At 59.5% G+C, this 25111-nt stretch carries 22 protein-coding genes; 18 read left to right on the top strand and 4 right to left on the bottom strand.

Annotation, left to right across the window (positions count from 1 at the left end):
* Window positions 1-280: 280 nt before the first annotated feature.
* Together G505_RS0115605 and yaaA are read left to right on the top strand one after the other, a co-directional pair.
* Window positions 281-1729 (top strand): alanine/glycine:cation symporter family protein, encoded by a 1449-nt coding sequence (locus tag G505_RS0115605; RefSeq protein ID WP_028110404.1) that lies wholly within the window; start codon window positions 281-283, stop codon window positions 1727-1729.
* 102 nt (window positions 1730-1831) lie between these two features.
* Window positions 1832-2608 (top strand): peroxide stress protein YaaA, encoded by a 777-nt coding sequence (yaaA, locus tag G505_RS0115600; RefSeq protein ID WP_028110403.1) that lies wholly within the window; start codon window positions 1832-1834, stop codon window positions 2606-2608.
* Window positions 2609-2669: 61 nt separating this feature from the next.
* On the opposite strand, the gene G505_RS0115595 is transcribed toward yaaA, so the two are convergent.
* Window positions 2670-4067 (bottom strand): M20/M25/M40 family metallo-hydrolase, encoded by a 1398-nt coding sequence (locus G505_RS0115595; protein WP_028110402.1) that lies wholly within the window; start codon window positions 4065-4067, stop codon window positions 2670-2672.
* Window positions 4068-4217: 150 nt separating this feature from the next.
* The gene (rpsT, locus tag G505_RS0115590) at window positions 4218-4478 is read right to left on the bottom strand and encodes a 30S ribosomal protein S20 (protein WP_028110401.1); all 261 of its coding nucleotides are present in this window, start codon (window positions 4476-4478) and stop codon (window positions 4218-4220) included.
* 263 nt (window positions 4479-4741) lie between these two features.
* On the opposite strand from rpsT, the gene murJ reads away from it, so the two are divergent.
* The 12 genes from murJ (at window position 4742) to G505_RS0115530 (ending at window position 18435) form a co-directional block, all read left to right on the top strand.
* Window positions 4742-6298 (top strand): murein biosynthesis integral membrane protein MurJ, encoded by a 1557-nt coding sequence (murJ, locus tag G505_RS0115585; protein ID WP_028110400.1) that lies wholly within the window; start codon window positions 4742-4744, stop codon window positions 6296-6298.
* 69 nt (window positions 6299-6367) lie between these two features.
* Window positions 6368-7297, top strand: coding sequence for a bifunctional riboflavin kinase/FAD synthetase (gene ribF / locus G505_RS0115580; protein ID WP_028110399.1), 930 nt, complete (start codon window positions 6368-6370; stop codon window positions 7295-7297).
* A gap of 60 nt (window positions 7298-7357) precedes the next feature.
* Complete coding sequence (gene ileS / locus G505_RS0115575; protein WP_028110398.1) at window positions 7358-10174, top strand: isoleucine--tRNA ligase; 2817 nt, start codon at window positions 7358-7360, stop codon at window positions 10172-10174.
* A 10-nt stretch (window positions 10175-10184) separates the two neighbouring features.
* Window positions 10185-10685 (top strand): signal peptidase II, encoded by a 501-nt coding sequence (gene lspA / locus G505_RS0115570; RefSeq protein ID WP_028110397.1) that lies wholly within the window; start codon window positions 10185-10187, stop codon window positions 10683-10685.
* Window positions 10682-11128 carry an FKBP-type peptidyl-prolyl cis-trans isomerase gene (gene fkpB / locus G505_RS0115565; RefSeq protein ID WP_028110396.1) on the top strand — a complete coding sequence of 149 codons (447 nt, stop codon included), beginning with the start codon at window positions 10682-10684 and terminating at the stop codon, window positions 11126-11128. The genes lspA and fkpB overlap by 4 nt, the downstream gene beginning before the upstream one ends.
* A 2-nt stretch (window positions 11129-11130) precedes the next feature.
* Window positions 11131-12060: a 4-hydroxy-3-methylbut-2-enyl diphosphate reductase gene (ispH, locus tag G505_RS0115560; RefSeq protein ID WP_028110395.1), complete on the top strand. Its 930-nt coding sequence runs from the start codon at window positions 11131-11133 to the stop codon at window positions 12058-12060.
* Between the two features lie 107 nt (window positions 12061-12167).
* Window positions 12168-12725, top strand: coding sequence for a type IV pilus modification protein PilV (gene pilV / locus G505_RS0115555; RefSeq protein ID WP_028110394.1), 558 nt, complete (start codon window positions 12168-12170; stop codon window positions 12723-12725).
* On the top strand, window positions 12722-13675 hold the full coding sequence (locus G505_RS0115550) for a PilW family protein (protein ID WP_028110393.1): 954 nt from the start codon (window positions 12722-12724) through the stop codon (window positions 13673-13675). The genes pilV and G505_RS0115550 overlap by 4 nt, the downstream gene beginning before the upstream one ends.
* On the top strand, window positions 13672-14112 hold the full coding sequence (locus tag G505_RS0115545) for a hypothetical protein (RefSeq protein ID WP_028110392.1): 441 nt from the start codon (window positions 13672-13674) through the stop codon (window positions 14110-14112). The genes G505_RS0115550 and G505_RS0115545 overlap by 4 nt, the downstream gene beginning before the upstream one ends.
* Window positions 14112-17777, top strand: a complete 3666-nt coding sequence (locus G505_RS21765; RefSeq protein ID WP_051216314.1) for a pilus assembly protein — start codon at window positions 14112-14114, stop codon at window positions 17775-17777. Before G505_RS0115545 ends, G505_RS21765 begins: the two co-directional genes overlap by 1 nt.
* The gene (locus G505_RS0115535; protein WP_028110391.1) at window positions 17774-18169 is read left to right on the top strand and encodes a type IV pilin protein; all 396 of its coding nucleotides are present in this window, start codon (window positions 17774-17776) and stop codon (window positions 18167-18169) included. The genes G505_RS21765 and G505_RS0115535 overlap by 4 nt, the downstream gene beginning before the upstream one ends.
* Window positions 18166-18435 (top strand): TapY2 family type IVa secretion system protein, encoded by a 270-nt coding sequence (locus G505_RS0115530; protein ID WP_028110390.1) that lies wholly within the window; start codon window positions 18166-18168, stop codon window positions 18433-18435. The genes G505_RS0115535 and G505_RS0115530 overlap by 4 nt, the downstream gene beginning before the upstream one ends.
* On the opposite strand, the gene G505_RS21760 is transcribed toward G505_RS0115530, so the two are convergent.
* Window positions 18436-18963, bottom strand: coding sequence for a GspH/FimT family pseudopilin (locus G505_RS21760; RefSeq protein WP_051216312.1), 528 nt, complete (start codon window positions 18961-18963; stop codon window positions 18436-18438).
* A gap of 108 nt (window positions 18964-19071) precedes the next feature.
* Between G505_RS21760 and G505_RS0115520 the strand changes: the two genes are divergently transcribed.
* Window positions 19072-19410 carry a P-II family nitrogen regulator gene (locus G505_RS0115520; RefSeq protein ID WP_028110389.1) on the top strand — a complete coding sequence of 113 codons (339 nt, stop codon included), beginning with the start codon at window positions 19072-19074 and terminating at the stop codon, window positions 19408-19410.
* 70 nt (window positions 19411-19480) lie between these two features.
* Here the strand turns inward: G505_RS0115520 and G505_RS0115515 are convergent, their stop codons facing one another.
* Window positions 19481-20248, bottom strand: coding sequence for an outer membrane protein assembly factor BamD (locus G505_RS0115515; protein ID WP_028110388.1), 768 nt, complete (start codon window positions 20246-20248; stop codon window positions 19481-19483).
* Window positions 20249-20371: 123 nt separating this feature from the next.
* On the opposite strand from G505_RS0115515, the gene rluD reads away from it, so the two are divergent.
* From rluD to clpB, 3 genes are all read left to right on the top strand, one after another.
* The gene (gene rluD / locus G505_RS0115510; RefSeq protein ID WP_028110387.1) at window positions 20372-21343 is read left to right on the top strand and encodes a 23S rRNA pseudouridine(1911/1915/1917) synthase RluD; all 972 of its coding nucleotides are present in this window, start codon (window positions 20372-20374) and stop codon (window positions 21341-21343) included.
* The gene (gene pgeF, locus G505_RS0115505; protein ID WP_028110386.1) at window positions 21343-22065 is read left to right on the top strand and encodes a peptidoglycan editing factor PgeF; all 723 of its coding nucleotides are present in this window, start codon (window positions 21343-21345) and stop codon (window positions 22063-22065) included. Before rluD ends, pgeF begins: the two co-directional genes overlap by 1 nt.
* Window positions 22066-22135: 70 nt before the next feature.
* Complete coding sequence (clpB, locus tag G505_RS0115500) at window positions 22136-24706, top strand: ATP-dependent chaperone ClpB (protein WP_028110385.1); 2571 nt, start codon at window positions 22136-22138, stop codon at window positions 24704-24706.
* Window positions 24707-25111: the final 405 nt, after the last annotated feature.

Below are 25111 nucleotides of genomic sequence, written 5' to 3'. Positions count from 1 at the left end.
GGGTGGCTTTTTGGGTAATGCTTTGGTTGCGCCCAGGATAGCGGGGTGTTGTGTTGTGAGCGGCCTCACGCGCTGTTCTGAAAAACCTATGCTAACGTGCCCCCCCATCGCCCGAAAGAGGTGCCTAAAAGTTGCCCTCTTTTGTTCAATTACAACCCTAAATCGGGGCGAAAGGCCAGGCAAGGCCGCACTTTGTGGTTAGGGACAGTCCCATTAATAGTGAACCGGTCAGAATGACACCGGGTTTTTTCACTCAGCAAAGAAGAATTCCAATATGAATATGACAGCAGTCACCGGGGCCACTGCCCTGGAAGCCGTGAACGACGTTCTGGCTTCGGCAACCGGCGCCGTAAACGGTCTACTGTGGAATCACATCCTGATCTACCTGCTGGTATTTGCAGGCCTCCTGTTTACCGTACGCCTGGGCTTCATCCAGTTCCGCCGCCTGGGCCATGGTTTCCGCTCTGTGATGCATGGTCGTGAGACCGAACACGGCATCTCCTCCTTCCAGGTGTTCTGTACCTCCATGGCCGCCCGTGTGGGTACCGGCAACATGGCGGGTATTGCCGTGGCCATCGTCGGTGGTGGTCCAGGCGCCATCTTCTGGATGTGGGTCATTGCCCTGCTTGGCATGTCCACCGCGTTCGTTGAGGCCACCCTGGCTCAGCTGTTCAAGGTTGAGGACGATGAAGGCTTCTACCGTGGCGGCCCCGCCTTCTATATGGAGAAGGGCCTGGGTCAACGCTGGATGGGCATCCTGTTCTCCATCTTCCTGATCATCTCCTTCGGCTTTGTGTTCAACGCCGTTCAGGCCAACACCATTGCCGGTGCCATCGGTGATGCCTTCGGCCTCGATAAGCTGATGCTGGGCCTGGTGATGGTCGCCGCGACCGCCTTCATCATTGTCGGTGGTATGAAGAAGGTGGCTCACGCCTCCGAGGTGATCGTGCCGATTATGGCCGTGGTCTATCTGGCGGTTGCCCTGGTGGTGGTGTTCATGAACCTGGGCAAGGTGCCTGCGGCTCTGGCGCTGATCATCGAGAGTGCTTTTGGCCTGGAGCAGTTTGCCGGCGGTGCACTGGGTGCGCTGATCATCGGTGCCAAGCGCGGGCTGTTCTCGAACGAAGCGGGTATGGGTTCGGCGGCCAGCGTGGCGGCCAGTGCCAACCCTAACCCCAAGCACCCCGCTTCCCAGGGCTTCATCCAGATGACCGGTGTCTTCGTTGATACCCTGGTGATCTGTACCGCCTCGGCGGCCATCATCCTGCTCTCCGGCGTGCTGGACAACCCGGGTGATGCCCAGGGCATTGGCCTGCTGCAACTGGCTCTGACCAATGAACTGGGTGGCTGGGCAAGCTACTTCGTGGCTTTTGCCATCATCCTTTTCAGCTTCAGCTCCATCATCGCCAACTACAGTTACGCCGAGAACAACATCATGTTCCTCAACGGCAACACCCACAAAGGGCTGATGCTGTTCCGCATCGCCGTACTGGGTATGGTGCTGTTCGGCTCTCTGGCTAAGGTGGCTGTGGTCTGGGACCTGGCCGACGCCTCCATGGGTCTGATGGCGCTGGTGAACATCGTGGCGATCCTGGGTCTCTCCGGTCTGGCGGTGAAACTGGCCAAGGACTACGTGCAGCAGCTGGATGCGGGTAAGACCCCCAGCTTCGATCCCGCACGTTTCCCCGAGCTCAAGGGCAAACTGGCCCCGGGCGTCTGGGAGAAGTAAGCCGATTACCCCTATCGAAAACCACGCCATCCGGCGTGGTTTTTTTGTTTGGCGCCGGTGCTATCATGGCTGCACTACTGTTGAATAAGGATGGAGCCTGCCATGCTGGCCGTTATTTCCCCCGCCAAGAATCTGGATTACGACACCCCCGCCCCCACTGCTGTCAGCACCCAGCCGCAGATGCTGGATGAGGCCGCCGAGCTGATTGAGGTGTGCCGTAAGCTGACTCCGGCGGATCTGGCCTCTTTGATGAAGCTCAGCGATAAGCTGGCGGGGCTGAATGTGGCCAGGTTCCAGGCGTGGAGCGCTCCCTTTACCGCAGACAATGCCAAGCAGGCGTTGTTTGCCTTCAATGGCGATGTCTACACCGGCCTGGACGCGGGCAGTCTGAATGAGCAGGAGCTGGCGTACACCCAGCAGCATCTGCGGATTCTCTCCGGCCTCTACGGTCTGCTGCGCCCCCTGGACCTGATGCAGGCCTATCGCCTGGAGATGGGCACCAAGCTGGCCAATCCCAGGGGCAAGGACCTGTATGCATTCTGGGGCAAGCTGATCACCGACAGGCTCAACCAGACTCTGGCTGAGCAGCAGACCCAGATTCTGGTGAACCTGGCGTCCAACGAGTACTTCAAGTCGGTGAAGATCCGTGAGCTGAACGCCAAGGTAGTGACCCCGGTATTCAAGGATTTTAAGAGTGGCCAGTACAAGATCATCAGCTTCTACGCCAAGAAGGCGCGGGGGATGATGGCTCGGTTTATGGCCAAGGAGCAGGTGACCGAGCTGGCCCAGCTGGAGCAATTCAACTACGGCGGTTACTACTACAGCGCCGAGCACTCCGACGATAAGACCCTGGTGTTCCTGCGGGACGAGCCGGCGTAGAGTCCGGCAGAGACACAAAAGGAGGACGCGGGTCCTCCTTTTTTGTGCGGGTGTTTCAGGGTCACTCTTTTGGAAGAGGAATCGGGCGCAGCGTCTGTTCGGCGTTGGCCATCAGCCAGGTGTAGAGGGTGTAGACGGCACTGCTCTGGCGCAGGGCGTCAGGATCCACCTTATCCAGGGTGTCATCCATGGTGTGGTGGAAGTCAAAATAGTCGGTGCCGTCCATGGACAGGCCCGCCACCGGCACCCCTTCGTCCGGCAGGATGGAGACATCCGGGCCGCCCCAGGTGCGGTTGTGACCCCTCTCTACCCCGAGAGAGGCCAGCTGCTTGGCAACCTCCTCCATCATCGGCAGGGCGGCGTCATTGACCCTGGAGTCCAGGCGATAGATGGGGCCAGCGCCAAAGTCCGCCTCGGCGGCAATATAGATGCTGTCCAGTGAATCCAGGTGCGCCTGTTTGTAGGCTTTGGCGCCGACCAGGCCGATCTCCTCTGCGGCAAACAGCACCACCCGGATGGTGCGCCTGGGCTTAAGATCGCGCTCGATGATGTGCTTGGCAGCCGCGGTGACCATGGCGACGCCAGCCCCGTCATCCAGGGCGCCGGTGCCCTCATCCCAGGAGTCCAGATGAGCACCGATCAGGACAATTTCATTTGGCAGGGTGCTGCCGGTGATCTCGGCGATCACATTGTGGCTGGTCTGCTCGGTACGGGTTTCGCTGCCCAGGGTCAGGTTGAGGCTGACGGGCTGGCCCCGTTTCAGCAGGCGGGCCAGCTGATCCGCGTCCGGATTGGAGAGGGCGGCGGCGGGGATCTGGGCGATGCCATCCTGATAGCGCATCATACCCGTATGGGCGAAGCGGTGGCTGTCTGTGCCCACGGAGCGCAGCAGCATGGCCACGGCCCCCTTCTTGGCCGCTTCCACGGCGCCTTTGCCCCGGGCCTTGACCACAGGGCCATAGCCGCGGCCATCCTTGTATCGCTCCATCTTATGGTTGATGAAGACGATCTTCCCGGTCACCTGGTCGGCGTCGGCGCTCTTCAGCTCTTCGAGGCTGTCAAAGGCCACCACCTGGGCTTCGACGCCCTCTGCGGTTGTTCCTATGGTGTTACCCAGGGCACTGACCACCAGGGGTTGGGGGAAGGGGGCGGTGATGCTGGCCTTGGCGTCTCCTCGGTGCCAGTGGGGCACGGTCACAGGTTCGATGTAGACTTTGTCGAATCCCATGGTCTCCAGCTTGGCTTTGGCCCAGGCTACGGCACGGCGATCCGCTTCGGTGCCTGGCAGCCGTGGACCAACTTCCGTAGTCAGGGATTCCAGCAGATTCCAGGCCTGGTTGCTGACCGTGGCGTGTTGGCGCAGCTGTTGACCCTGGTCCAGGACCTCTTGAGTAAAGGGGGCGGCCAGTGTGGAGTGGGCGGCCAGCAGGCTGGCGAGCAGTGTCAGGGGCAGACGCATGGGGATCCTTGTGGTTGTGATTTTTCCATGGCCGGGCAATGTAGCAGATTCGGATGGGGCCAGGCAAAGAAGCGAAAGGGCGGGACACCGAATTTCAGGCATAAAAAAAACCGGCCTAGGCCGGTTTTTTATCGTCACGAAACCAGAAGCTTACAGAGCTTTGATCTGAGCGTTCAGACGGCTCTTGTGACGGGCAGCCTTATTCTTGTGAATCAGGCCTTTGGTCGCCATGCGATCCAGGATCGGCGCGGCGGCGTTGAAAGCTTCGGTAGCAGCAGCTTTGTCGCCAGAGGCGATAGCAGCTACGGTTTTCTTCAGATAGGTGCGCAACATGGAGCGGCGGCTAGCATTGTGCTGGCGACGCTTCTCAGACTGAATTGCACGCTTCTTAGCAGACTTGATGTTAGCCAAGGTCAAACTCCTAAAAGACGGTGCTGTCGTATTCTCAAAGGCCGTGGAAAATACCGCTTTTATGGGGCAATGTCAATCACGCCGCGCAAATTAGCGACACCAAGTTCGGAGAAACTCCTAACTTTGGCATTCTTCGGGCCAACTAGTTTAAGATGGGGCGCAATTCTAGCAGCATTTTTTGTCGGGCGACAGGGGCAGTGAGGGATATTTCTCACCCCAGCCTCTTTGCGGCGCCTCGGCAGTGAAAAGTAGAGCAATTTCCTTTGAGTAAACAGTTGATGCGCTCCGGGGCGGTGGTGAGTGCCATGACCCTGATCTCCCGTGTTCTGGGATTGGTTAGGGATGTGGTGGTGGCCAACCTCATGGGGGCGGGTGCCGCGGCGGATGTCTTTTTCCTGGCCAACAAGATTCCCAATTTCCTTCGGCGCCTGTTCGCCGAGGGCGCTTTCGCCCAGGCCTTTGTACCTGTATTGACCGAATATAAGCAGAAGGGCAGCGATGAGGAGGTTCGCCACCTTATTGCCAAGGTCAGTGGCACCCTGGGCACCCTGGTGACCATCGTCACCCTGGTGGGGGTGGTGGCCTCGCCGGTGTTGGCGGCGCTGTTTGGCACCGGCTGGTTCGTGGCCTGGCTCAATGACGAGCCCGCCGGGGCCAAGTTTGAACTGGCCAGCCTGATGCTGAAGATCACCTTCCCCTATTTGTGGTTTATCACCTTTACCGCGTTGTCCGGAGCCATTCTCAACACTCTGGGGCGCTTCGCCGTTGCTGCCTTTACCCCGGTATTCCTGAATATTGCCATCATCGGCTGTGCCCTTTGGCTGGCCCCCCAGTTGGCTCGCCCTGAACTGGCCCTGGCCTGGGGGGTGTTCCTGGGCGGCCTGATTCAGTTCCTGTTTCAGATCCCTTTTCTTCTCAAGGCCAAGGTGTTGGTGCGGCCCAGCTGGGGCTGGAACGATGACGGGGTTAAGCGGATTCGCACCCTGATGCTGCCAGCGATGTTCGGGGTGTCGGTCAGCCAGATCAACCTGCTGTTCGACACCTTTATCGCCAGCTTCCTGATGACCGGATCCATCAGCTGGCTCTACTACTCGGATCGCTTGCTGGAGTTTCCCCTTGGGCTGTTTGGCATTGCCATCGCCACGGTGATTCTGCCCGCCCTGTCCCGCAAGCATGTGAGTGACAATGGGGGTGAGTTTGCCTCTACCATGGATTGGGGGGTACGCTCAGTGGTGGTGCTCGGCGTGCCGGCGGCGGCGGGGTTGATTGCCCTGGCTCAGCCGATGTTGATGGTGCTGTTCATGCGCGGTCAGTTTTCTGTGGCAGACAGCCAGATGGCTTCTTACAGCCTGATGGCCTACGGCAGTGGCTTGCTCAGCTTTATGCTGGTGAAGGTGCTGGCGCCAGGCTACTACTCCCGTCAGGATACCAAGACGCCGGTGCGCTATGGCATCATCGCCATGGTGAGCAACATGGTGTTCAATGTGATGCTGGCTATCCCCTTCGGCTATGTGGGGCTGGCCATGGCCACCGCAGCCTCTGCCACTCTCAATGCCGGATTGCTCTACGTTGGCCTGCGCCGTCAGGGGGTTTACTGCCTGAGTGGCGAGACCCTGGGTTTCGTGGCCAGGGTGATTGTGGCTGCCGTGGTGATGGCGGTGACTTTGCTGCAACTGTCTCCCGCGGAAAGTGAGTGGGTGGCCATGACCTTTGCCGCGCGCTGCCTGACCCTGGCGGCGCTGATTGGCGGAGGCGGGGCACTCTATTTGGTGATCTTGATGGTGTCCGGGATCCGCCCTCGTCATTTGCGTGCAGCCTGAGTGCTGATTCCGGCGTCACTCTGAGGTATAATCCGGCGATTTTCGACAGTAAAAAGCCCTGGCAATACGATGGAGCTGATCCGAGGTATACATAATCTGCGTCCCCGTCACCGGGGGTGCGTTCTGACCATAGGTAACTTTGACGGGGTCCATCGGGGCCACGCCGAGGTGATTAACTCCTTGGTCGAAAAGGGCAAAGAGCTGAATTTGCCCACCACGGTGATGCTGTTTGAGCCTCAGCCTCAGGAGCATTTTGCCGGCGATCGTGCTCCGGCACGTCTGAACCTGCTGAGGGATAAGCTGCAGCGGCTGACGGAGCTTGGGGTGGACCGGGTGCTGTGCATCAGTTTTAACCACAGGTTTGCCGAGTTGACCAGTGAACAGTTTATTGATCAGCTGCTGGTGGATAAGCTGGATGTTCGCTACCTGGTGGTAGGGGACGATTTCTGTTTCGGAAAAGGGCGCAAGGGGAACTTCCAGACCCTGGAGCAGGCTGGCGAGCACCATGGTTTTCAGGTGGTGCCCACCGCCAGCTTTATGATGGCTCAGCAGCGGGTCAGCTCGACCCTGATACGCCTGGCCCTGGCGCACGGAGATCTGGACCGGGCCCATGGGATGCTGGGCTACCACTACCAGATTACCGGCCGGGTGGCTCATGGCCGCAAGTTGGGGCGGACTCTGGGCTTCCCTACCGCCAACATCCTGATGAAGCGCCGGGTGGTGCCCGTCAACGGAGTGTTTGCGGTGCGGGTCTATGATGAGCGCAACCGTTGCTATGAGGGGGTGGCCAATGTGGGTCACAGACCCACGGTGTCGGGAACGCGCTGCCAGTTGGAGGTGCACCTGTTCGAGTTCGACGGTGACCTCTATGGAGAACATTTGCGGGTGGCTCTGGTGAGTCACTTGAGAAAAGAGCAGGCTTTCGAATCTCTCGAGGCTCTGCAATCACAGATTATCAAGGATGCTCAGCAGGCCAAGACCCTGCTGTCTGCGTCTTAAACTGCTTTATACCAGGGGCATTAAATAGTTGGTGTTACCTGAACTATGGTGAAAGGATCGATGAGCGACTACAAATCAACGCTAAACCTGCCGGAAACTGAGTTCCCCATGCGTGGCAACCTGGCCAAGCGGGAACCTGAGATGCTGAAACGCTGGGACGAGAAAGAGCTGTATAAAGCGATTCGTGCCAGCCGTCAGGGCGCGAAGCCATTCATTCTGCATGATGGCCCTCCGTATGCGAACGGCGACATTCATATTGGTCACTCTGTTAACAAGATCCTGAAAGACATCATTATCAAGTCCAAGACCCTGGGCGGCTTCGATGCCCCCTATGTGCCGGGCTGGGACTGTCATGGTCTGCCTATCGAGTTGAAGGTAGAGGGCAAGGTGGGTAAGCCTGGCCAGAAGATCTCTGCTGCCGAGTTCCGTCAGAAGTGCCGTGAGTACGCTCACAAGCAGGTGGAAGGTCAGAAGGCCGACTTCATCCGTCTGGGTGTGCTGGGTGAGTGGGACAAGCCCTACCTGACCATGGACTACGGTACCGAGGCGGAGATCATCCGCTCCCTGGCCAAGATCATCGACAATGGCCATCTGCACAAGGGCGCCAAACCGGTTCACTGGTGCACAGACTGTGGCTCTGCCCTGGCAGAGGCCGAGGTGGAGTATGAGGATAAGACCTCTCCCTCCATCGATGTGCGTTTCAGCGCCGTGGACGCCAAGTTGGTGGCAGACAAGTTTGACTGTGTCGAAGGCCACACTGGCCAGGGTCCTGTCTCCGTAGTGATCTGGACCACCACCCCCTGGACTCTGCCTGCCAACCGTGCCGTGTGTCTGCACGCCGACCTGCAGTATGCCCTGGTTCAGGTTGAGGGTGACCACCCTGAGCGCCTGATTCTGGCCGCTGACCTGGTGAAGGATGTGATGGACCGTGCCGGCATCGAGCACTACCACAACCTGGGTTACTGTAAGGGCCAGGATCTGGAGATGCAGCAGTTCAATCACCCCTTCTACGAGATGACCGTACCGGCCATTCTGGGTGACCACGTGACCACCGAGTCCGGTACCGGCGTGGTGCACACCGCCCCTGGCCACGGCCAGGAGGATTTCGCGGTGGGCCTGAAGTACAACCTGGAGGTGGCCAACCCTGTGGGCAACAACGGTGTTTACCTGCCTGACACCCCGCTGTTTGCCGGTCAGCACGTATTCAAGGCCAATAATGCCGTGGTGGAAGTGCTGAAGGAGAAGGGGGCCCTGCTGCATCACGAGTCTTTCCGTCACTCCTACCCGCATTGCTGGCGTCACAAGACCCCAATCATCTTCCGTGCCACGCCCCAGTGGTTTATCTCCATGGACCAGGCCAAGCTGCGTGAGCGCTCCCTGGAGGAGATCAAGGATGTGCAGTGGATCCCCGACTGGGGTCAGAGCCGCATCGAGGGGATGGTGGCCGGTCGTCCCGATTGGTGTATCTCCCGTCAGCGCACCTGGGGTGTGCCCATCGCCCTGTTTGTCCACAAAGAGACCCAGGCGCTGCACCCCAACTCCGTAGCCCTGATGAACATGGTGGCGGATCGGGTTGCCGAGGCCGGTATCCAGGCCTGGTGGGATCTGGACGCCGCCGAGTTGCTGGGTGAGGAAGCGGAACAGTACGACAAGGTGATGGACACCCTGGACGTATGGTTTGATTCCGGCTCGACCCACGCCTCCGTAGTGGATGCCCGCGACGAGTTTGGTGGCGCCGAGGTGGATCTCTACCTGGAAGGTTCCGACCAGCACCGTGGCTGGTTCATGTCCTCACTGATGACCGGTGTGGCCATCAAGGACAAGGCCCCCTACAAGCAGGTACTGACCCACGGTTTCACCGTGGATGGCAAGGGCCGCAAGATGTCCAAGTCCATCGGTAACGTCATCAGCCCACAGCAGGTGGTCAACAAGCTGGGTGCCGACATTCTGCGCCTGTGGGTGGCCTCCACCGACTACACCGGTGAGATGACCGTCTCCGACGAGATTCTCAAGCGCAGCGCCGACGCCTACCGCCGTATCCGTAACACCGCCCGCTTCCTGCTGGCCAACATCAACGGTTTCGAGCCCAGCCAGCACATGGTGGCCCCGGCTGAGATGGTGGAGCTGGATCGCTGGATGGTGGCCCGTGCCTATGACCTGCAAAAAGAGCTGATTGAAGCCTACGACAGCTACAACCTGCTGCAGGTTACCCAGAAGCTGATGCATTTCTGCTCCATCGAGCTGGGCAGCTTCTACCTGGACATCATTAAGGATCGTCAGTACACCGCCAAGGCGGACAGCCACGCCCGTCGCTCCTGCCAGAGTGCCATGTACCTGATCCTGGAAGCCATGGTGCGTTGGATGGCGCCGGTAATGAGCTTTACTGCCGACGAGATCTGGCAGCTGCTGCCAGGCGAGCGTGACCAGTTTGTGTTTACCCAGACCTGGTTCGACGGCCTGAGCCGTGAAGCGGGCACCCTGAGCGATGACCAGTGGCAGCAGCTGCTGGAGGTGCGCAGTGTGGTTCGTAAGGCGCTGGAAGAGGCCAAGTCCGAAGGCATTAACAACCCGCTGGATGCCAGTGTGACCCTGTATGCCGATGACGTGCTGACGCCGCTGCTGGCCAGCCTGGGTGACGAGCTGCGCTTCGTGCTGATCACCAGTGATGTTAAGCTGGCGCCATTGGCTGACGCCGGTGAGTTGGCTGAGACCGCTCTGGCCGGTATCAAGGTGGGTGTGACCCTGTCCGAATCCGCCAAGTGTGAGCGCTGCTGGCACCACCGTGAAGATGTGGGCAGCCACGCCGAGCACCCGGCCTTGTGTGGCCGCTGTGTCACCAACGTTGATGGTGATGGAGAGCAGCGTCAGTTTGCCTAACGGAGCGACAATGGCACTACAGTGGAACAACAGCGGCCTGCGATGGATCTGGGTCGCGCTGGTGGCCCTGGTCCTGGACCAGGCGACCAAGCTGGCGGTGATGGACAGCTTTCAGCTCTATGAGAGTGTGGCCCTGATCCCCAGCCTGAATCTGACCTATGTGCACAACACCGGTGCCGCCTTCAGCTTCCTGGCGGATGCCAGCGGCTGGCAGCGCTGGGCCTTTGCCGGCTTTGCCCTGGTGGTGACCACGGTGTTGCTGGTGCTGATGCGCCGCCAGGAGAGCAGCCAGTGGCGGCTGAACCTCTCCTATGCGCTGATCATCGGCGGTGCCATAGGCAATGTTATCGACCGGGTTGCCTATGGCTACGTGGTGGATTTTATCGATTTCTACGTGGGGAGCTGGCACTGGCCAGCCTTCAATATCGCCGACAGTGCCATCTGCGTTGGCGCGGTGCTGATGATCCTCGACAGCTTGATGGACGGCCGTAAGGTCAAGGAGGCGTCATGACAGAGCCAGTGATTGGCAATAACAGCCAGGTATTCGTTCACTTTAATGTGGAGTTGCCCGACGGCACTGTCGCCGACAGCACCCGGGCCCATGGCAAGCCCGCCCGGCTGACTCTGGGTGACGGCAGCCTCAGCGGAGCGTTCGAAGCGGCGATTCGCGGCATGGGTAAAGGGGAGACCCGACGTTTTTCCCTGGACCCTCAGCACGCCTTTGGCGAGCGTAACCCGGACAACATTCACCATATGGATCGTACTCAGTTTGCCGCCGACGCGGATCTGACTGAGGGGACCATCATGGCGTTTTCCACTCCAGACGGTAACCAGGTACCGGGCATCATCCGAGAGGTGGCCGGGGACTCTGTGACCGTGGATTTCAACCATCCCCTGGCCGGGCAGATGGTGATCTTCGATCTGGAAGTGCTGGACATCATCGTTAAGGATTGAGCATGCAGATTCAACTGGCAAACCCCCGGGGCTTCTGCGCCGGCGTCGACCGGGCCATCAGCATCGTAGAGCGGGCCCTGGAGCTGTTTGAGCCGCCCATCTATGTGCGTCACGAAGTGGTGCATAACCGTTATGTGGTGGACAGCCTGCGTCAGCGGGGCGCGGTGTTTGTGGACGAGTTGCATGAGGTTCCGGATAACAGCATCGTCATCTTCAGTGCCCACGGCGTTTCCCAGGCGGTGCGCCAGGAAGCGGACAACCGAGGCCTCAAGGTGTTTGACGCGACTTGTCCTCTGGTGACCAAGGTGCACATGCAGGTGACCCGAGCCAGTCGCAAGGGTCTGGAGTGTGTGCTCATTGGCCATGCGGGACACCCTGAGGTGGAGGGGACCATGGGCCAGTACGATAACACCGACGGTGGGATCTATCTGGTTGAATCTCCAGAAGATGTGCTCAAGATGGAGGTCCGGGATCCGGACAACCTGCAGTTTGTCACCCAGACCACTCTGTCGGTGGATGATACTGCAGAGATCATCGAGACTCTGAGGAGTCGCTTCCCCTCCATCGCCGGCCCCCGCAAAGATGACATCTGTTACGCCACTCAGAATCGTCAGGATGCCGTGCGTGAGTTGGCCTCCCGCTGTGATCTGGTGTTGGTGGTGGGATCCAAGAACTCCTCCAACTCCAATCGTCTGCGTGAACTGGCGGAGAAATCCGGGGCCCGCGCCCACCTGGTGGACGGTGCCGAAGATATCGATGCCGCCTGGCTGGAAGGGGCCGCCAATATTGGTGTGACTGCGGGCGCCTCTGCACCGGAAGTCCTGGTGAAAGGGGTGGTCGCCGAGCTTCAGAATCTGGGTGCCGATAACGTTGAAGAGGCCCAGGGAAGAGAAGAAAACGTGGTTTTCCAAGTGCCTATTGAGCTGAGATAAGCATCTTCTGTTTCGGTATAACAGGCGCCACCCTCTTGGGTGGCGCTTTTTTTATGCTGGCATAAGCTTAGATTCATAGGGATCGACACCGAGCCAACAAGGATGTTATGGCTATTTCTACCCAGTCAGGGGTCACTCTGATCGAGGTGCTGGTGGCGGTGGTGGTGCTGGCGGTGGGACTGCTGGGCACCCTGCAACTGCACCTTGTCGCTCAGCGAAGCAGCTTTGAGTCCTTCCAGCACGCCAGGGCACTGACCCTGGCGGAAGCGATGCTGGAGCGGATACGACTCAACCCCTCTCAACTGGCTGCCTATCAAGGCAGTTATGGCGACTCTGCGCCTTCTCCTCCCTCACCTGGCTGTGTGTCTGCCAGCAGCGTAATCACCCCCTGCACCCCGACTCAGATGCTCGACTGGGATGGCTACCAATGGGCCATGGCCTTGCGGGGCGACGGGGAACGCAAAGGTGGTCAAGCCCGGGGGTTGGCGCAGGCACGGGGCTGCATCCGAGTCCAGGGCAGCAGGGTCGAGGTGGTGGTCAGCTGGCAGAGTCGCCACGGTACTCAGGATGGCGCCACTTCGGGAGACAGCTGGCGTCAGGGGTGTGGCAGCGGCGGCTCCCGGCGGAGACAGGCCTACCTGAACAGCAGCAAGGTGCCCCTATGAAACGGATTCTGGGGATGACACTGGTGGAGCTGATGATCGCCATGGTGCTGGGACTCTTTGTGCTGAGCTCAGTACTGGGCGTCTTTGTGGCCTCCTCCTCTTCGGTGAGCCGCACCGGTCAGTACAATCAGTTGCAGGAGTCGGCACGGCTGGCCCTGAGGCTGATGAGAGAGGAGGTCGCACAGGCGGGATTCTGGGGAGAGCTCACCGGAGACTCGTTGAATCTGGGCAGTGTCCAGGTGCTGGCGGCGGTGGGCAATGATTGCCTGGGAGAGGGGGACAACAACGGGTCCATGCCGGGGCAGCGGGGACATTTTCGCTTCCTGTGGGCCTACCAGCAAACCTCCTCACCCAAGATGACCTGCAGCCAGCAGGCCCTGGTGGGCAGTCATGTACTGCAGATTAAGCGTGCCATGGGGCCGGCACAAGATGCCTCGGGCCTGGACAGCAACCGTTACTACCTGCTGGCCAACGGATCCCGCGGGATCCTGTTCGCCGGCGATACTCTGCCGGTGCCCACCCTGACTCAGGGGCGTTACTGGGAGTTTCAGCACCGGGTGTTCTATGTGGAACGTCGAAATGACGGGGTGCCGGTGCTCAAGTGGCGTCAGCTGTATGTCAATGGTGGCATGGTGGAGGAGGAACTGGTGGAGGGCGTGGAGGCCCTGCAGCTGAGGTTGGGGGTGGACTCAACCGGAGATGGGGCCGTGGACAGCTATATCTTGCCTGAGTCTTTGACTCACGAGCAGTGGGAGGGGGCGTTGACCCTGGTCTCAGTATCCTTGTTTCTGGTGGTCAGGGGGTCGCAAGCGGACCCGTTGGCGCGGCAAGCCCTGGCGCTCACCCTGCCCGGGGGGACTCTGAGCTTTGATGATGGTCTTCCCAGGCGGTTGTTTACCGCCACGGTGATGCTGCGCAATCCGGTACTCGCTTTGAGGGGGCAGTTATGACACGCCACCGAGGTGCCGTGCTGGTTGTCAGCATCTTCCTGTTGGTGCTGCTGATGGTTCTGGGGCTGTCGCTGGCTGGGGGTAGCCGAGTGACCCTGATGGGCTCGGCGGCGTCGGCGGCGCGTCAGCTGGCGTTGCAGCAGGCAAGGGGGGCCCAGGAGGGGTTTGTCGAGCGCCAGCGTCTGGCCAGGCAAAACAGCTTGCTGCTCACCAACAGTGGCACCCAGACCCAGGCAGATACCCTCTTCGCCGCCGAACACAGCATCGGCTTTATCGGCGAGGCGCCGTGCAAGAGAACGGCGCTGGCGGATGCGGGCAGCAGCTTTGTGTGCCGAACCAACCAGGTTAGCTCTCAGGTGAGGTATGGAAAAGGGGCGTTGGGCAGCCTGAGTGTGACCACAGGGATAGAGCAGCAGGTGCTGCTGGTGGGGAACTGATGATGCGGATTCTGTTTGTGGCAATGCTGATCTGGGGAGTGGGCACCGTTTGGGCCGATGATACCGAGCTCTATGTGTACGGTGGTTCCCTGACGTCGGACAGCCGTCCCCAGGTACTGATCATCTTCGATAATTCAGGTTCGATGAAGACCGAGGAGGAGGAAGCGCCGCCCCCCTTCGACCCCGCCCATGACTACACGGGAGGCAATGACCGAGGGCGTTTCTATTACGTGCGCGGTCAGGTGAACAACAATCTGCCTGACCCAAGAAGTAACAATGAATACCGGTATTTCGACCGGGGTCTCAATGGCTGTGCCGCGGCGGTAGCATCCATGAATCCGGGAGACCCCGGGGCCAGAGCTATTATCGATCACACCGGTTTCTTCACCGATTCCATGCTCAACTTCCGTAAGGGGGGACGGCGGGATCCCGAGTGGCGCTGGCGCCGATTCCCCTCCAGTCTGAGGTGGGCCCATGATCGTGGCAGCATAGAGGGGTTTGGTTTTGACTGTCTTCAGGACATTCATGACCTCAGCCTGATCAATGCCACCGGACACACCAGCGCCAGCCTGCAATTGAGCGGCTTCCCCCAGGACCTGCAGCAGGATTTGCCCTACGACGGCAGCCATGCAGGACTCAGCAGCGCTCAATTGGAAGCCGCCGCCCAGGCATCGCTGACACAGACCGGCTTTGCCAATGCGGAGAGCGTTACCCTCTACACCGAGAACTACCTTTACTACCTGCTCACTGCCGAATCGGTACGCCGCAGTCGCCTGGCCATTGCCAAGGAGGTGGTGACCTCTATGGTGGAGAGTACCCCGGGGGTGGATTTTGGGTTGGCCGTGTTCAACGTCAACAGTGGCGATGATCAGTACCAGAGCGGTAGTCATGGGGGGCGGTTGCTCAGTGGCATACAGGAGATGTCGACTCTCAATAAGGCCAATTTGATCAACACGGTGGAGGGGCTGACCGCCAGTACCTGGACACCTCTGTGTGAAACCTTGTTTGAGGCATATCGCTACTTCAGTGGTGGGGGGCTGATGTTCGGCAGCGGTACGGCGGTGTATGGTCAGCCCTTCGCTACGGCAAGCAGCTATATCAGCCCCTTTGCCAGTTGCCAGCCCCAGGCCTATGTGGTGCTGATCACCGACGGTTCCCCCACCAAGGATGAGGCCCTCAACAGCCGCATCCGCAGTGAGCTGGGACTGGCTGGTTCCCAGGCCTATTCGGTGTATGACCCCTATCGTACCCTGGGCAGTGGTGACTGGGCAGACAGCTACCTGCCTGCCCTGGCCGAGTATCTGCATACTCAGGATCTGAATGGCTCGGTCAGTGGTCGCCAGAGTGTGGTCACCTACACCATAGGCTTTTCCCAGGACGCCATCGATCAGGCCGGTGCCCTGCTGGCAGAAACCGCCCGGCGGGGAGGTGGCCAGTACTTCCCAGCGGCCAGTGCCCAGGCCTTGCAAAATGCGCTGCAGCGGGTGTTTTCAGAAATACTGGCGGTGGACGCCAGTTTCACCTCCCCCTCCATCGCCGCCAACAGCTTTGACCGGACCCAGACACTGGATTCGGTGTACTACTCCATGTTTCTGCCTTCGGATCGCCCAAGATGGTCCGGTAACCTGAAGAAGCTGAAGATCCTCGCATCCGGGCAGGTGGTCGATGCCAAGGGAGCGCCGGGCATAGACAGTTCGGGCAATATTGCTGAGACCGCGTGCAGCTTCTGGACTCAGGCAGCCACCTGCACTCTGGCGTCCAGTGGCGGTGATGGCAATTCGGTGGAGGAGGGCGGCGCTGCGGAAAGTCTGGTGGCTCAGACTCTGCGCCGGACTCTGGTGGAGCCAGCGTCCGGCAGCGGTCCCCTGGTGCCCCTGAGTCAGTCTGCTCTGGAAGCGAGGGCAGGCGGGAGTGCAGCCCTGCTGGCGGAGCTGGGGATCGGTGCCGGCGAGCTGGCGGGCACCCTGGCCTGGCTAGCCGGCCAGGATGTGGATGATGAGGATGACGATGGGGTGACCGCCGAAACCCGGACGGATCTGATGGGCGATCCGCTGCACTCCAAGCCCTTGGCCATCCACTATGGTCAGCAGAAGGGGGTGAGGATTGTCATGGGCACCAATGGCGGTGTGCTGCACATGTTCCAGGATGCAGGCGACACCCTCTCCGAGAGCTGGAGCTTCCGCCCTCACAGATTCCTGGGCTTGCAACCCACCTTAAGGAGTAACCCCAGGACCGGAGGACACAGCGTCTACGGTGTGGACGGCTCACCGGTGGCCTTTGTGGATGACAGCAACGGTGACGGAGAGATCGATGCCGCCAGCGGGGAGCGGGTTTGGGTATTCTTCGGTCTGCGCCGGGGTGGGAGGGCCTACTATGCCCTGGATCTGAGCAATCCCGATGAGCCGTCGCTGATGTGGATTCGCAGTGCTGCAGACCCCGGAATGTCTTTGCTGGGGCAAAGTTGGTCTGAACCTGTCATCACCAGGATACCGGATCACCCTCTGGGCAACCTGTCAGCGGCGTCTGCCAGGCCGGTGCTGATCGTCGGCGGTGGATACGACACCAACAACGATCTGGAGACTGTTGGCTCCCCCGACAATCTGGGGAGGGCGGTGTTCGTGCTGGATGCCCAGAGCGGTGAGCTGGTGCACAGGTTTTCCGCCGAGGGCGGAGAAGCGGGGCACACCCAGGTGGGATTTTCAGACAGCATCCCCGGACGGGTGGCGATGCTGGATGGCAATGGCAATGGCGATGGGCTGACGGATCGCCTCTACGCGGCGGACACCGGCGGCAACATCTGGCGCCTGGATCTTCCTGGTGCGCGCAGCAGTCACCCCTGGACCGGCTTCAAGTTTGCTCAGCTTGGGGGGGCAACTCAGGCCGATGATCGCCGTTTTCACCATGAGGTGGCGGTAGCCCAGACCAAGATTCTGCTGAAAGAGTCACTGACTGAAACCCGGGATGGCCAGAGTGTCACCCGGGTGGTGACCACGGAGCGGTCCTATGATGCCGTGGTGGTTGGCAGCGGCAATCGTGCCCACCCCAATGCCTCTGGGACCCAGGATGGGCTCTTTGTCTTGAGAGATCTGAACCTCTATCCACAGAGTTTTGATGGGAGGGCGGAGCCTGGACACAGCGAGGTGCCTGAGGCCATCAACTGGAATCAGCTGTTTGACGCTACTGCCGATCCCATTGGCCAGGCCGATGGTGAAGACGCGCGCCTGGTACAGGAGCTGCTGGCGGGCAGCAAACTGGGTTGGCGAGTGAGCCTGGGTCAGAATGAGAAAGCGCTGTCGGCGGCCACCATTCTCAATGGCAATGCCTATTTCACCACCTTTGTACCCGGTAATCAGAACCAGGCTGACAGCTGCCTTTCTGCGGGGCAGGGGCGGCTCTATGTGCTGGATCTGCACCTGGGGCTGAATCGTTATCGGCACAGATATCTGAATCTGGGGGCGCGTCTGCCGGATACGCCCCAGGTTGTGGTGCCGCCTCCGGCGGACGGCGCGGATCCAGATTGGAATCCCAAGGTGTTTCTGGTGGGAGTAGGGCAGGGGTTTACCTTGGGTGAGGAGGGGATACGCCTCAGCGGCAGTGGCAGTGGCGATCCGGACAAGGTGTTGGCACCGAGGTATCTCTATTACTATCAGGGGGGCGAGCGATGAAGCATCAATGGGGTATCAGCTTGATAGAGTTGATGTTGGTGGTGGCCATCCTGGGGGTGTTGCTGACTCTGGCCCTGCCCTCTTATCAGGGACAGCTGGCAACAGGGTACCGCAGCGAGTCGGTGGCGGCCCTGATGAAGCTGGCCAATCTTCAGGAGCGCTACTATCTGCATCACCAGACCTACACCGATGATATGACCAAGTTGGGCATGAGCACAGACCCTTGGGAGCTGGACAGCGGCCGTTTCAGCTTAGATGCTCAGTCGGCAGGCAGCGACAGCTTTGTGCTTAAGGCGACGGCCCAGGGAGCCCAGGCTTCCGTCGATCCCGGTTGTGCGGTCATCACTTTGAGTGACTCCGGGGCACGCACTCCTCTGGAGTGTTGGCAATGAAGCTGTGGTGGATGGTTTTACCCCTTATGCTCAATCAGCCTGTGAGGTTGGAGTACAAGTGCTGGCTGGAGGACAGCGAGGGACATCAGAGGATTCTGTTTTTCCTCTGGCATCCAAACCGTGCCCGCCAGGAGCAGCAGCAATTGCCCGGGCGAGTCCTCGCGGATGAGCCGGCAGAGATCATGCGGGTGATGGAGTGTCAGCCGGGGCGTGAGAGGTTTCGCTCCCCCCAAGCCCGGGCTTTGGAGCAACTGACGCCCAGATGATCACTGGCAATTGGTGGTTCCGTCATGATCCTCCAGCTTTACCCGACCGGTGCGGCTGATCACCACTTTCACCGGGTGGCTGACCAGTTGCTGGTCGCTGCAGTAGTAGAAACTGCCGTTCTGGCCGGTAAACCCCTCAGGATCGAATCGGATCGCATTGACAGTGGCGCTGTACGTCAGGTGATCCGCTGAGTTGATCCGGTTGCGGCTGACCATGACGAGGTCGTCGCTGCCCAGGGATTGCAGTGGGGGGGCATCAATAAAGATCTGATAACCCTCTCGCCACTGACCATTGCATTGGTTGCCGGAGGAGAGAGGACAGAGGGTGACCATCGCCTGGTAGCTGAGAGCCAGGTGACGGGCCTGGGCCAGGTCATGGTAGAGAGCGTGGACCTTCGCTTCGGCTCTGGCGTTGGCAAACAGGGTGCGCATGGAGGGAGCGCCCCACAGCAGCAGAATGGCGGCAACCGCCAATGCGATCATAAGTTCAACCAGGGTTAACCCCAGCTCGTAGCGTCCTGGCAACATTTCAGGCTTCCCTATCCCGATTTGAATCGCTTACACTCTTATCAGTTTAGCTGGCAACTGGCTGGCATGGTTGTGCAATGGCGCGGGTAGCGCACAAGGGTAGGGCAGATGAAAAAGATTGAAGCGATCATCAAGCCGTTTAAGCTGGATGATGTTCGGGAGGCACTGGGTGAGATTGGTGTGAATGGTATGACGGTTCAGGAAGTGAAAGGCTTCGGTCGTCAGAAAGGACACACCGAGCTATACCGTGGAGCCGAGTATATGGTGGATTTTCTGCCCAAGGTGAAGATTGATCTGGTGATCGCCGATGAACTGGTCGATCAGGCGATCGAGGCGATCGTCGATATTGCCCGTACCGGAAAGATTGGCGATGGCAAAATTTTTGTGACTGACGTCGAGCGGGTGATTCGTATCCGCACCGGTGAAGAGAACGAAGACGCCATTTGATGCCTTCCCGCTCGGCAGGGAACCCATAAAAAAGGCGCCAGAGGGCGCCTTTTTTGATCTTGAGCCGGTGTCAGTCAGCCAGGCTGTTGTCCGGGTAGGTTGCTTTGAGAACGGTCAAAGCGTTTTGCTTCAGCTTCTCCTGACCCAGCTCTTCATAGCTCTGAACCATCACCTCCAGAGCGCCCTCTACTGCGGGGGTGCCGGCGTAGGTTTCCAGGATCTGCTGGGCACGGTTGGCGGCGGCAATCCAGGCCTCGATCTTGACGTAATATTCGGCCACGCGCAGAGAGTATTCGGCCAGACGATTTTTAATGGCGATCATTCGCTGGCGGCCGTCGGTGGCGTAGCGGCTGTCCGGGAAGGTCTTAACCAGCTTCTCAAAATCTTTGAACGCTTCCTTGGCATTCTCGGGATCGCGGTCGGTGCGATCCATATCCAGCAGCTCGTGGAACAGGTAGCTGTCAGCCTGCATGTTCACCAGACCACGCATGTAGTACACGTAGTCGATATCCTTATGGGTAGGATTTAGGCGGATAAAGCGGTCGATGTTGGCCAGGGCGCTGGCGGTGTCAGCCATCTTGTAATAGGCGTAGATCAGGTCCAGTTGCACCTGGGTTTTGTAGGTGCCGAAGGGATATCTGGAGTCCAGGGCTTCAAGAACCTTTGAGGCCTTGGTAAAGTTGCCGGCTTCCATGGCCTGGCGGGCATCGCCATACAGAGCTTCCGGGGAGCGGTCTTCGACGACGTAGGCATCAGGGCCCTCTTTGGTTGAGGAGCAACCGGCCATCATCAGGGTGCCGGCCAAGGCGAGAAGCAAAGGGCCTGCTAGTTTACGCATTGTTTGAACCAATTCCTTATCATTATCGTGAAGTTCTGCTGCAAAAAGAGATAAAATTGCGGCTGGAGCGATTCTATCAGAACTGCGAGTGATTTCGAGCTTTTACAGCTGCATCGAGAGTATATGACCCAACACGTTGAATTAAATGGCGTAATTGATACTACGCACCTAGGTATGCGGTTAGACCAGGCTCTGGCCGATCTGTTCCCCGACTATTCGCGCAGCCGAATCAAGGAGTGGATCCTGGCCGGTCAGGTGACTCTGGACGGAGAAACCGTCACCAAACCCAGGGAGAAGGTGTTGGTGGATCAGCAGGTGGCGATTCAGGCCACCCTTGAGGAGGAGGTGAGCTCCAAACCTCAGGATATTGAGCTGGATATCGTTTACGAGGATGAACACATCCTGGTGATCAACAAGCCAGCGGACCTGGTGGTGCACCCGGGAGCGGGCAACGCCGACGGCACCATCTTAAATGCGCTGCTGTACCACTGTCCGGAGATCGCCAATGTGCCCCGGGCGGGCATTGTTCACCGGCTGGATAAGGACACCACAGGTTTGATGGTGGTGGCCAAGACGGTACCGGCGCAAACCCATCTGGTGGCCCAGCTTCAGGCCCGGGAGATCACCCGGGAGTATGAGGCGATAGCCCATGGCACCCTGACCGCCGGCGGCAGCGTGGATGCCAACATTGGCCGCCACCCGCAAAAGCGTACCCATATGGCGGTAACCGAGATTGGCAAGCCAGCGGTGACTCACTACCGTATTGCCGAGAAGTTCCGTGCTCATACCAGGCTGAGACTGCGTCTCGAGACCGGTCGTACCCACCAGATCCGGGTGCACATGGCCCACATCAAGCATCCTCTGGTGGGCGATCCCCTCTACCAGGGACGTCCCCGTCCCACCAAGGGGGCCAGTGAGCAGTTGCAGAGCGTACTCAAAGGCTTCCGTCGTCAGGCGCTGCACGCGGTCAAGCTGGAGCTGGCCCACCCTGTGACCAGTGAATGGATGCAGTGGCATGCGCCGGTGCCTGAGGATATGGTCAAGCTGACCGAGGCGCTGCGTCAGGATACCGCCGAGCGAGGCATGGACTACTGATGTGGTTCACCCCGGATTGGAGTTTGCCTGAAGGGGTGGCTGCGGCCAGCACCGACAGGGTGGGGGGGGCCTCCAAGCCGCCCTTTGACGGTTTTAATCTGGGGACTCATGTCGGTGATGAGGCGGATGCGGTTCGCCTCAACAGGGAGGCGCTGCGCCTGGGGTTGCGACTGCCCAGTGAGCCTGCCTGGCTGGAGCAGGTGCACGGCACCCGGGTGGTGACTCTGCCCTGCGGTGAGCCGATTCCCCAGGCCGATGCCGCCTATACCCACACCCCGGGTCAGGTGTGTACCATCATGACTGCCGATTGCCTGCCTGTTCTGCTGTGCCACCGGGATGGCTCTCAGGTGGCGGCGGCCCACGCCGGTTGGCGAGGGCTTTGCGATGGGGTGTTGGAGCAGACGGTGGCTCGATTCTCCGGAGAGGCATCGGATCTTCTCGCGTGGATTGGGCCAGCCATCTCCGCCGAGGCATTTGAAGTGGGGCCCGAGATCAGGGAGCAGTTTGTCGCCCAGGACCCGAAGGCGGCGTCCGCCTTCGTCGCCCGGGGCGAGAAATTCCTGGCCAACCTGCCGCAATTGGCGCTTCAGCGCCTGTTCGCTCTGGGGTTGACTCAGGTCACCCGGAGTCGACTCTGTACCTTTTCCGATCCCGAAAATTTCTTCTCCTACCGTCGTGATGGCCGCTGTGGCCGCATGGCGTCTCTTATCTGGATCCGTTAAACGGACTTGAAATCCCTGTTAAGCATACCCATCTATTCTCTGTGTTAGATGAATTGTGGGAGTTTAGGGTATGCGACTCGACCGACTGACCAACAAGTTCCAACTGGCTATTTCCGATGCCCAGTCCCTGGCATTGGGACGGGATCACCAGTACATAGAGCCTGAGCACCTAATGTTGGCCCTCCTCAACCAGGATGGAGGCACGGTTCGCCCTGTGCTTGCCGGGTCAGGGATCGACGTTAATGCCCTGAGGTCCAAATTGACGGAAGCGCTGGATCGACTGCCCAAGGTGACCGGCACCGGCGGTGACGTGCAGCTGTCCAGGCACATGGTGGCGGTGTTCAACCTGTGCGATAAGTTGGCGCAGAAGCGCAAGGATCAGTACATCTCCAGTGAGCTGTTCCTGCTGGCGGTGATTGAGCGCGGCGACGCCCTGGGTGAGACCCTGAAACAGATGGGGGCGGACAAATCGCGCCTCGAGGCCAGTATCGACAAACTGCGGGCAGGCCAGACTGTTGAGGATCAGAACGCCGAGGACCAGCGTCAGGCGCTGGCCAAGTACACCATCGATCTGACCGAGCGCGCCGAAGCGGGTAAGCTGGATCCGGTCATCGGCCGGGATGATGAGATTCGTCGTACCATCCAGGTGCTGCAGCGCCGCACCAAGAACAACCCTGTGCTGATCGGTGAACCCGGTGTGGGTAAGACCGCCATCGTAGAGGGACTGGCGCAACGGATCATCAATGGTGAGGTCCCCGAAGGCCTCAAGGGGAAAAAGGTCCTCTCCCTGGACATGGGATCCCTGCTGGCGGGGGCCAAGTACCGCGGTGAGTTCGAGGAGCGCCTGAAAGCGGTGCTTAATGAGCTGTCCCAGTTAGAGGGGCAGATCATCCTGTTTATCGATGAGCTGCATACCATGGTGGGTGCCGGGAAGGCGGAGGGAGCCATGGATGCCGGTAATATGCTCAAACCTGCGCTGGCCCGGGGGGAACTGCACTGTGTCGGTGCCACCACTCTGGATGAGTACCGTCAGTATATTGAGAAGGATGCGGCCCTGGAGCGCCGTTTCCAGAAGGTGCTGATTGAAGAGCCCAGCGTCGAGGACACCATTGCTATCCTGCGGGGACTGAAGGAGCGCTATGAGCTTCACCACAGTGTGGAGATCACCGATCCGGCCATCGTTGCGGCGGCCACCCTGTCTCACCGCTATGTGTCTGACCGTCAGCTGCCGGACAAGGCCATCGACCTTATCGATGAGGCGGCGTCCTCCATCCGTCTGCAGATCGACTCCAAACCGGAGCCCCTGGACCGGCTGGAGCGCAAGATCATTCAGCTTAAGCTGGAGGAGGAAGCGCTCAATAAAGAGGAGGATGAGGCCAGTCGTAAAAGATTGCAGATCCTCACCGACCAGCTTAGCGGCCTGGAGCGGGAATACCTCGAGCTTGAGGAGGTCTGGAAGACGGAAAAGGCTGCCCTGGCGGGAACCCAGCACATTAAGTCAGCCCTGGAGCGTGCGCGCCAGGATCTGGAGGTGGCCAAGCGGGCCAGCGACCTGAGCCGGATGTCTGAGCTGCAGTATGGCCGTATCCCGGAACTGGAGAAGCAGCTGGATCTGGCCGCCCAGGCTGAGATGCAGGACATGAACCTGCTGCGCAACAAGGTGACAGACAACGAAATTGCCGATGTTCTTTCTAAGGCGACAGGCATTCCGGTGGCCAAGATGCTGGAGGGGGAGCGGGAGAAGTTGCTGCACATGGAATCGATGCTGCACAAGCGTGTCATTGGCCAGGAGGAGGCGGTATTGGCGGTGTCCAATGCCATTCGCCGAAGCCGGGCTGGCCTGGGAGACCCAAAACGTCCGATCGGTTCCTTCCTGTTCCTGGGACCCACAGGTGTGGGTAAGACCGAATTGTGTAAGTCGCTTGCCCAGTTCCTGTTCGACACCGACGAGGCGATGGTTCGCATCGATATGTCGGAGTTTATGGAGAAACACTCGGTGGCACGGCTGGTGGGGGCACCTCCAGGTTACGTGGGTTATGAGGAGGGGGGCTACCTGACCGAGGCGGTTCGACGTAAGCCCTATTCGGTGATTCTGCTGGATGAGGTGGAGAAGGCGCACCCCGATGTCTTTAACATTTTACTGCAGGTGCTGGATGATGGTCGCCTGACCGACGGTCAGGGCCGAACCGTGGACTTCCGCAATACCGTGGTGATCATGACCTCCAACCTCGGCTCGGACCTGATTCAGCAGCAAGCTGGCGAAGAGTATGAGCAGATGAAGTCCTCGGTGATGGGGGTACTGAGCCAGGCGTTCAGACCGGAGTTTCTCAACCGCATCGATGAGACCGTGGTGTTCCACCCTCTGGCTCAGAAACACATCAAAGCCATCGCCCGGATTCAACTGCAGATGCTCAAGGCGCGGTTGATGGAGAGAGACTATCAACTGGAGGTGAATGAAGAGGCCCTGGCACTGATTGCCGAGGCTGGGTTTGATCCGGTATTTGGTGCTCGCCCCCTGAAGCGGGCCATCCAGAACCGATTGGAAAACCCGCTGGCTCAGGAGATCCTCAGTGGCCGGCTGCTGCCGGGCAAGGAGATCACCATAGAGAAAGGCGAACAGGGCTTCAGCTTCATTCAGTAAGTGGTGAGACCCAAAGGGGCCCTTTAGGAGGGTCCCTTTGTCTTTTTAGACGATTTAGAACCAAGAGTTATAGACCTTTCCGGCGCTGGCCAGGATCTTTGGTCTACACTTGAAAGTCTGCAGCAATACCTCATTGGCCTCGCCGTCTTAAGGAACCTCCTTGGCGACGAAGATGGCGCGAGGCACCGCTCTGACCAAGTTGTTTCATGCCGGTCTCAGGGATCATGGCATCAAACGCTTGACTGCTCAGCGGTTTGCAGTATGATGATCGTCCGCTTTCGAGATGTGGCCTGTGAATACTCTACGGAGTGTTACCCGAGCAAACTTTTTTACCGGCAACGAGAAAAAAGTACTTGACGAAAGCTGGGAGTCGCGTAGAATGCGCCTCCTGTCTCGATGAGAGAC

The organism is Ferrimonas futtsuensis DSM 18154, assembly GCF_000422645.1.
GTDB classification, from domain to species: Bacteria; Pseudomonadota; Gammaproteobacteria; order Enterobacterales; family Shewanellaceae; genus Ferrimonas; species Ferrimonas futtsuensis.
Note: the sequence above shows the minus strand (reverse complement) of the source record. Positions and strands in the feature narration are given on the sequence as shown.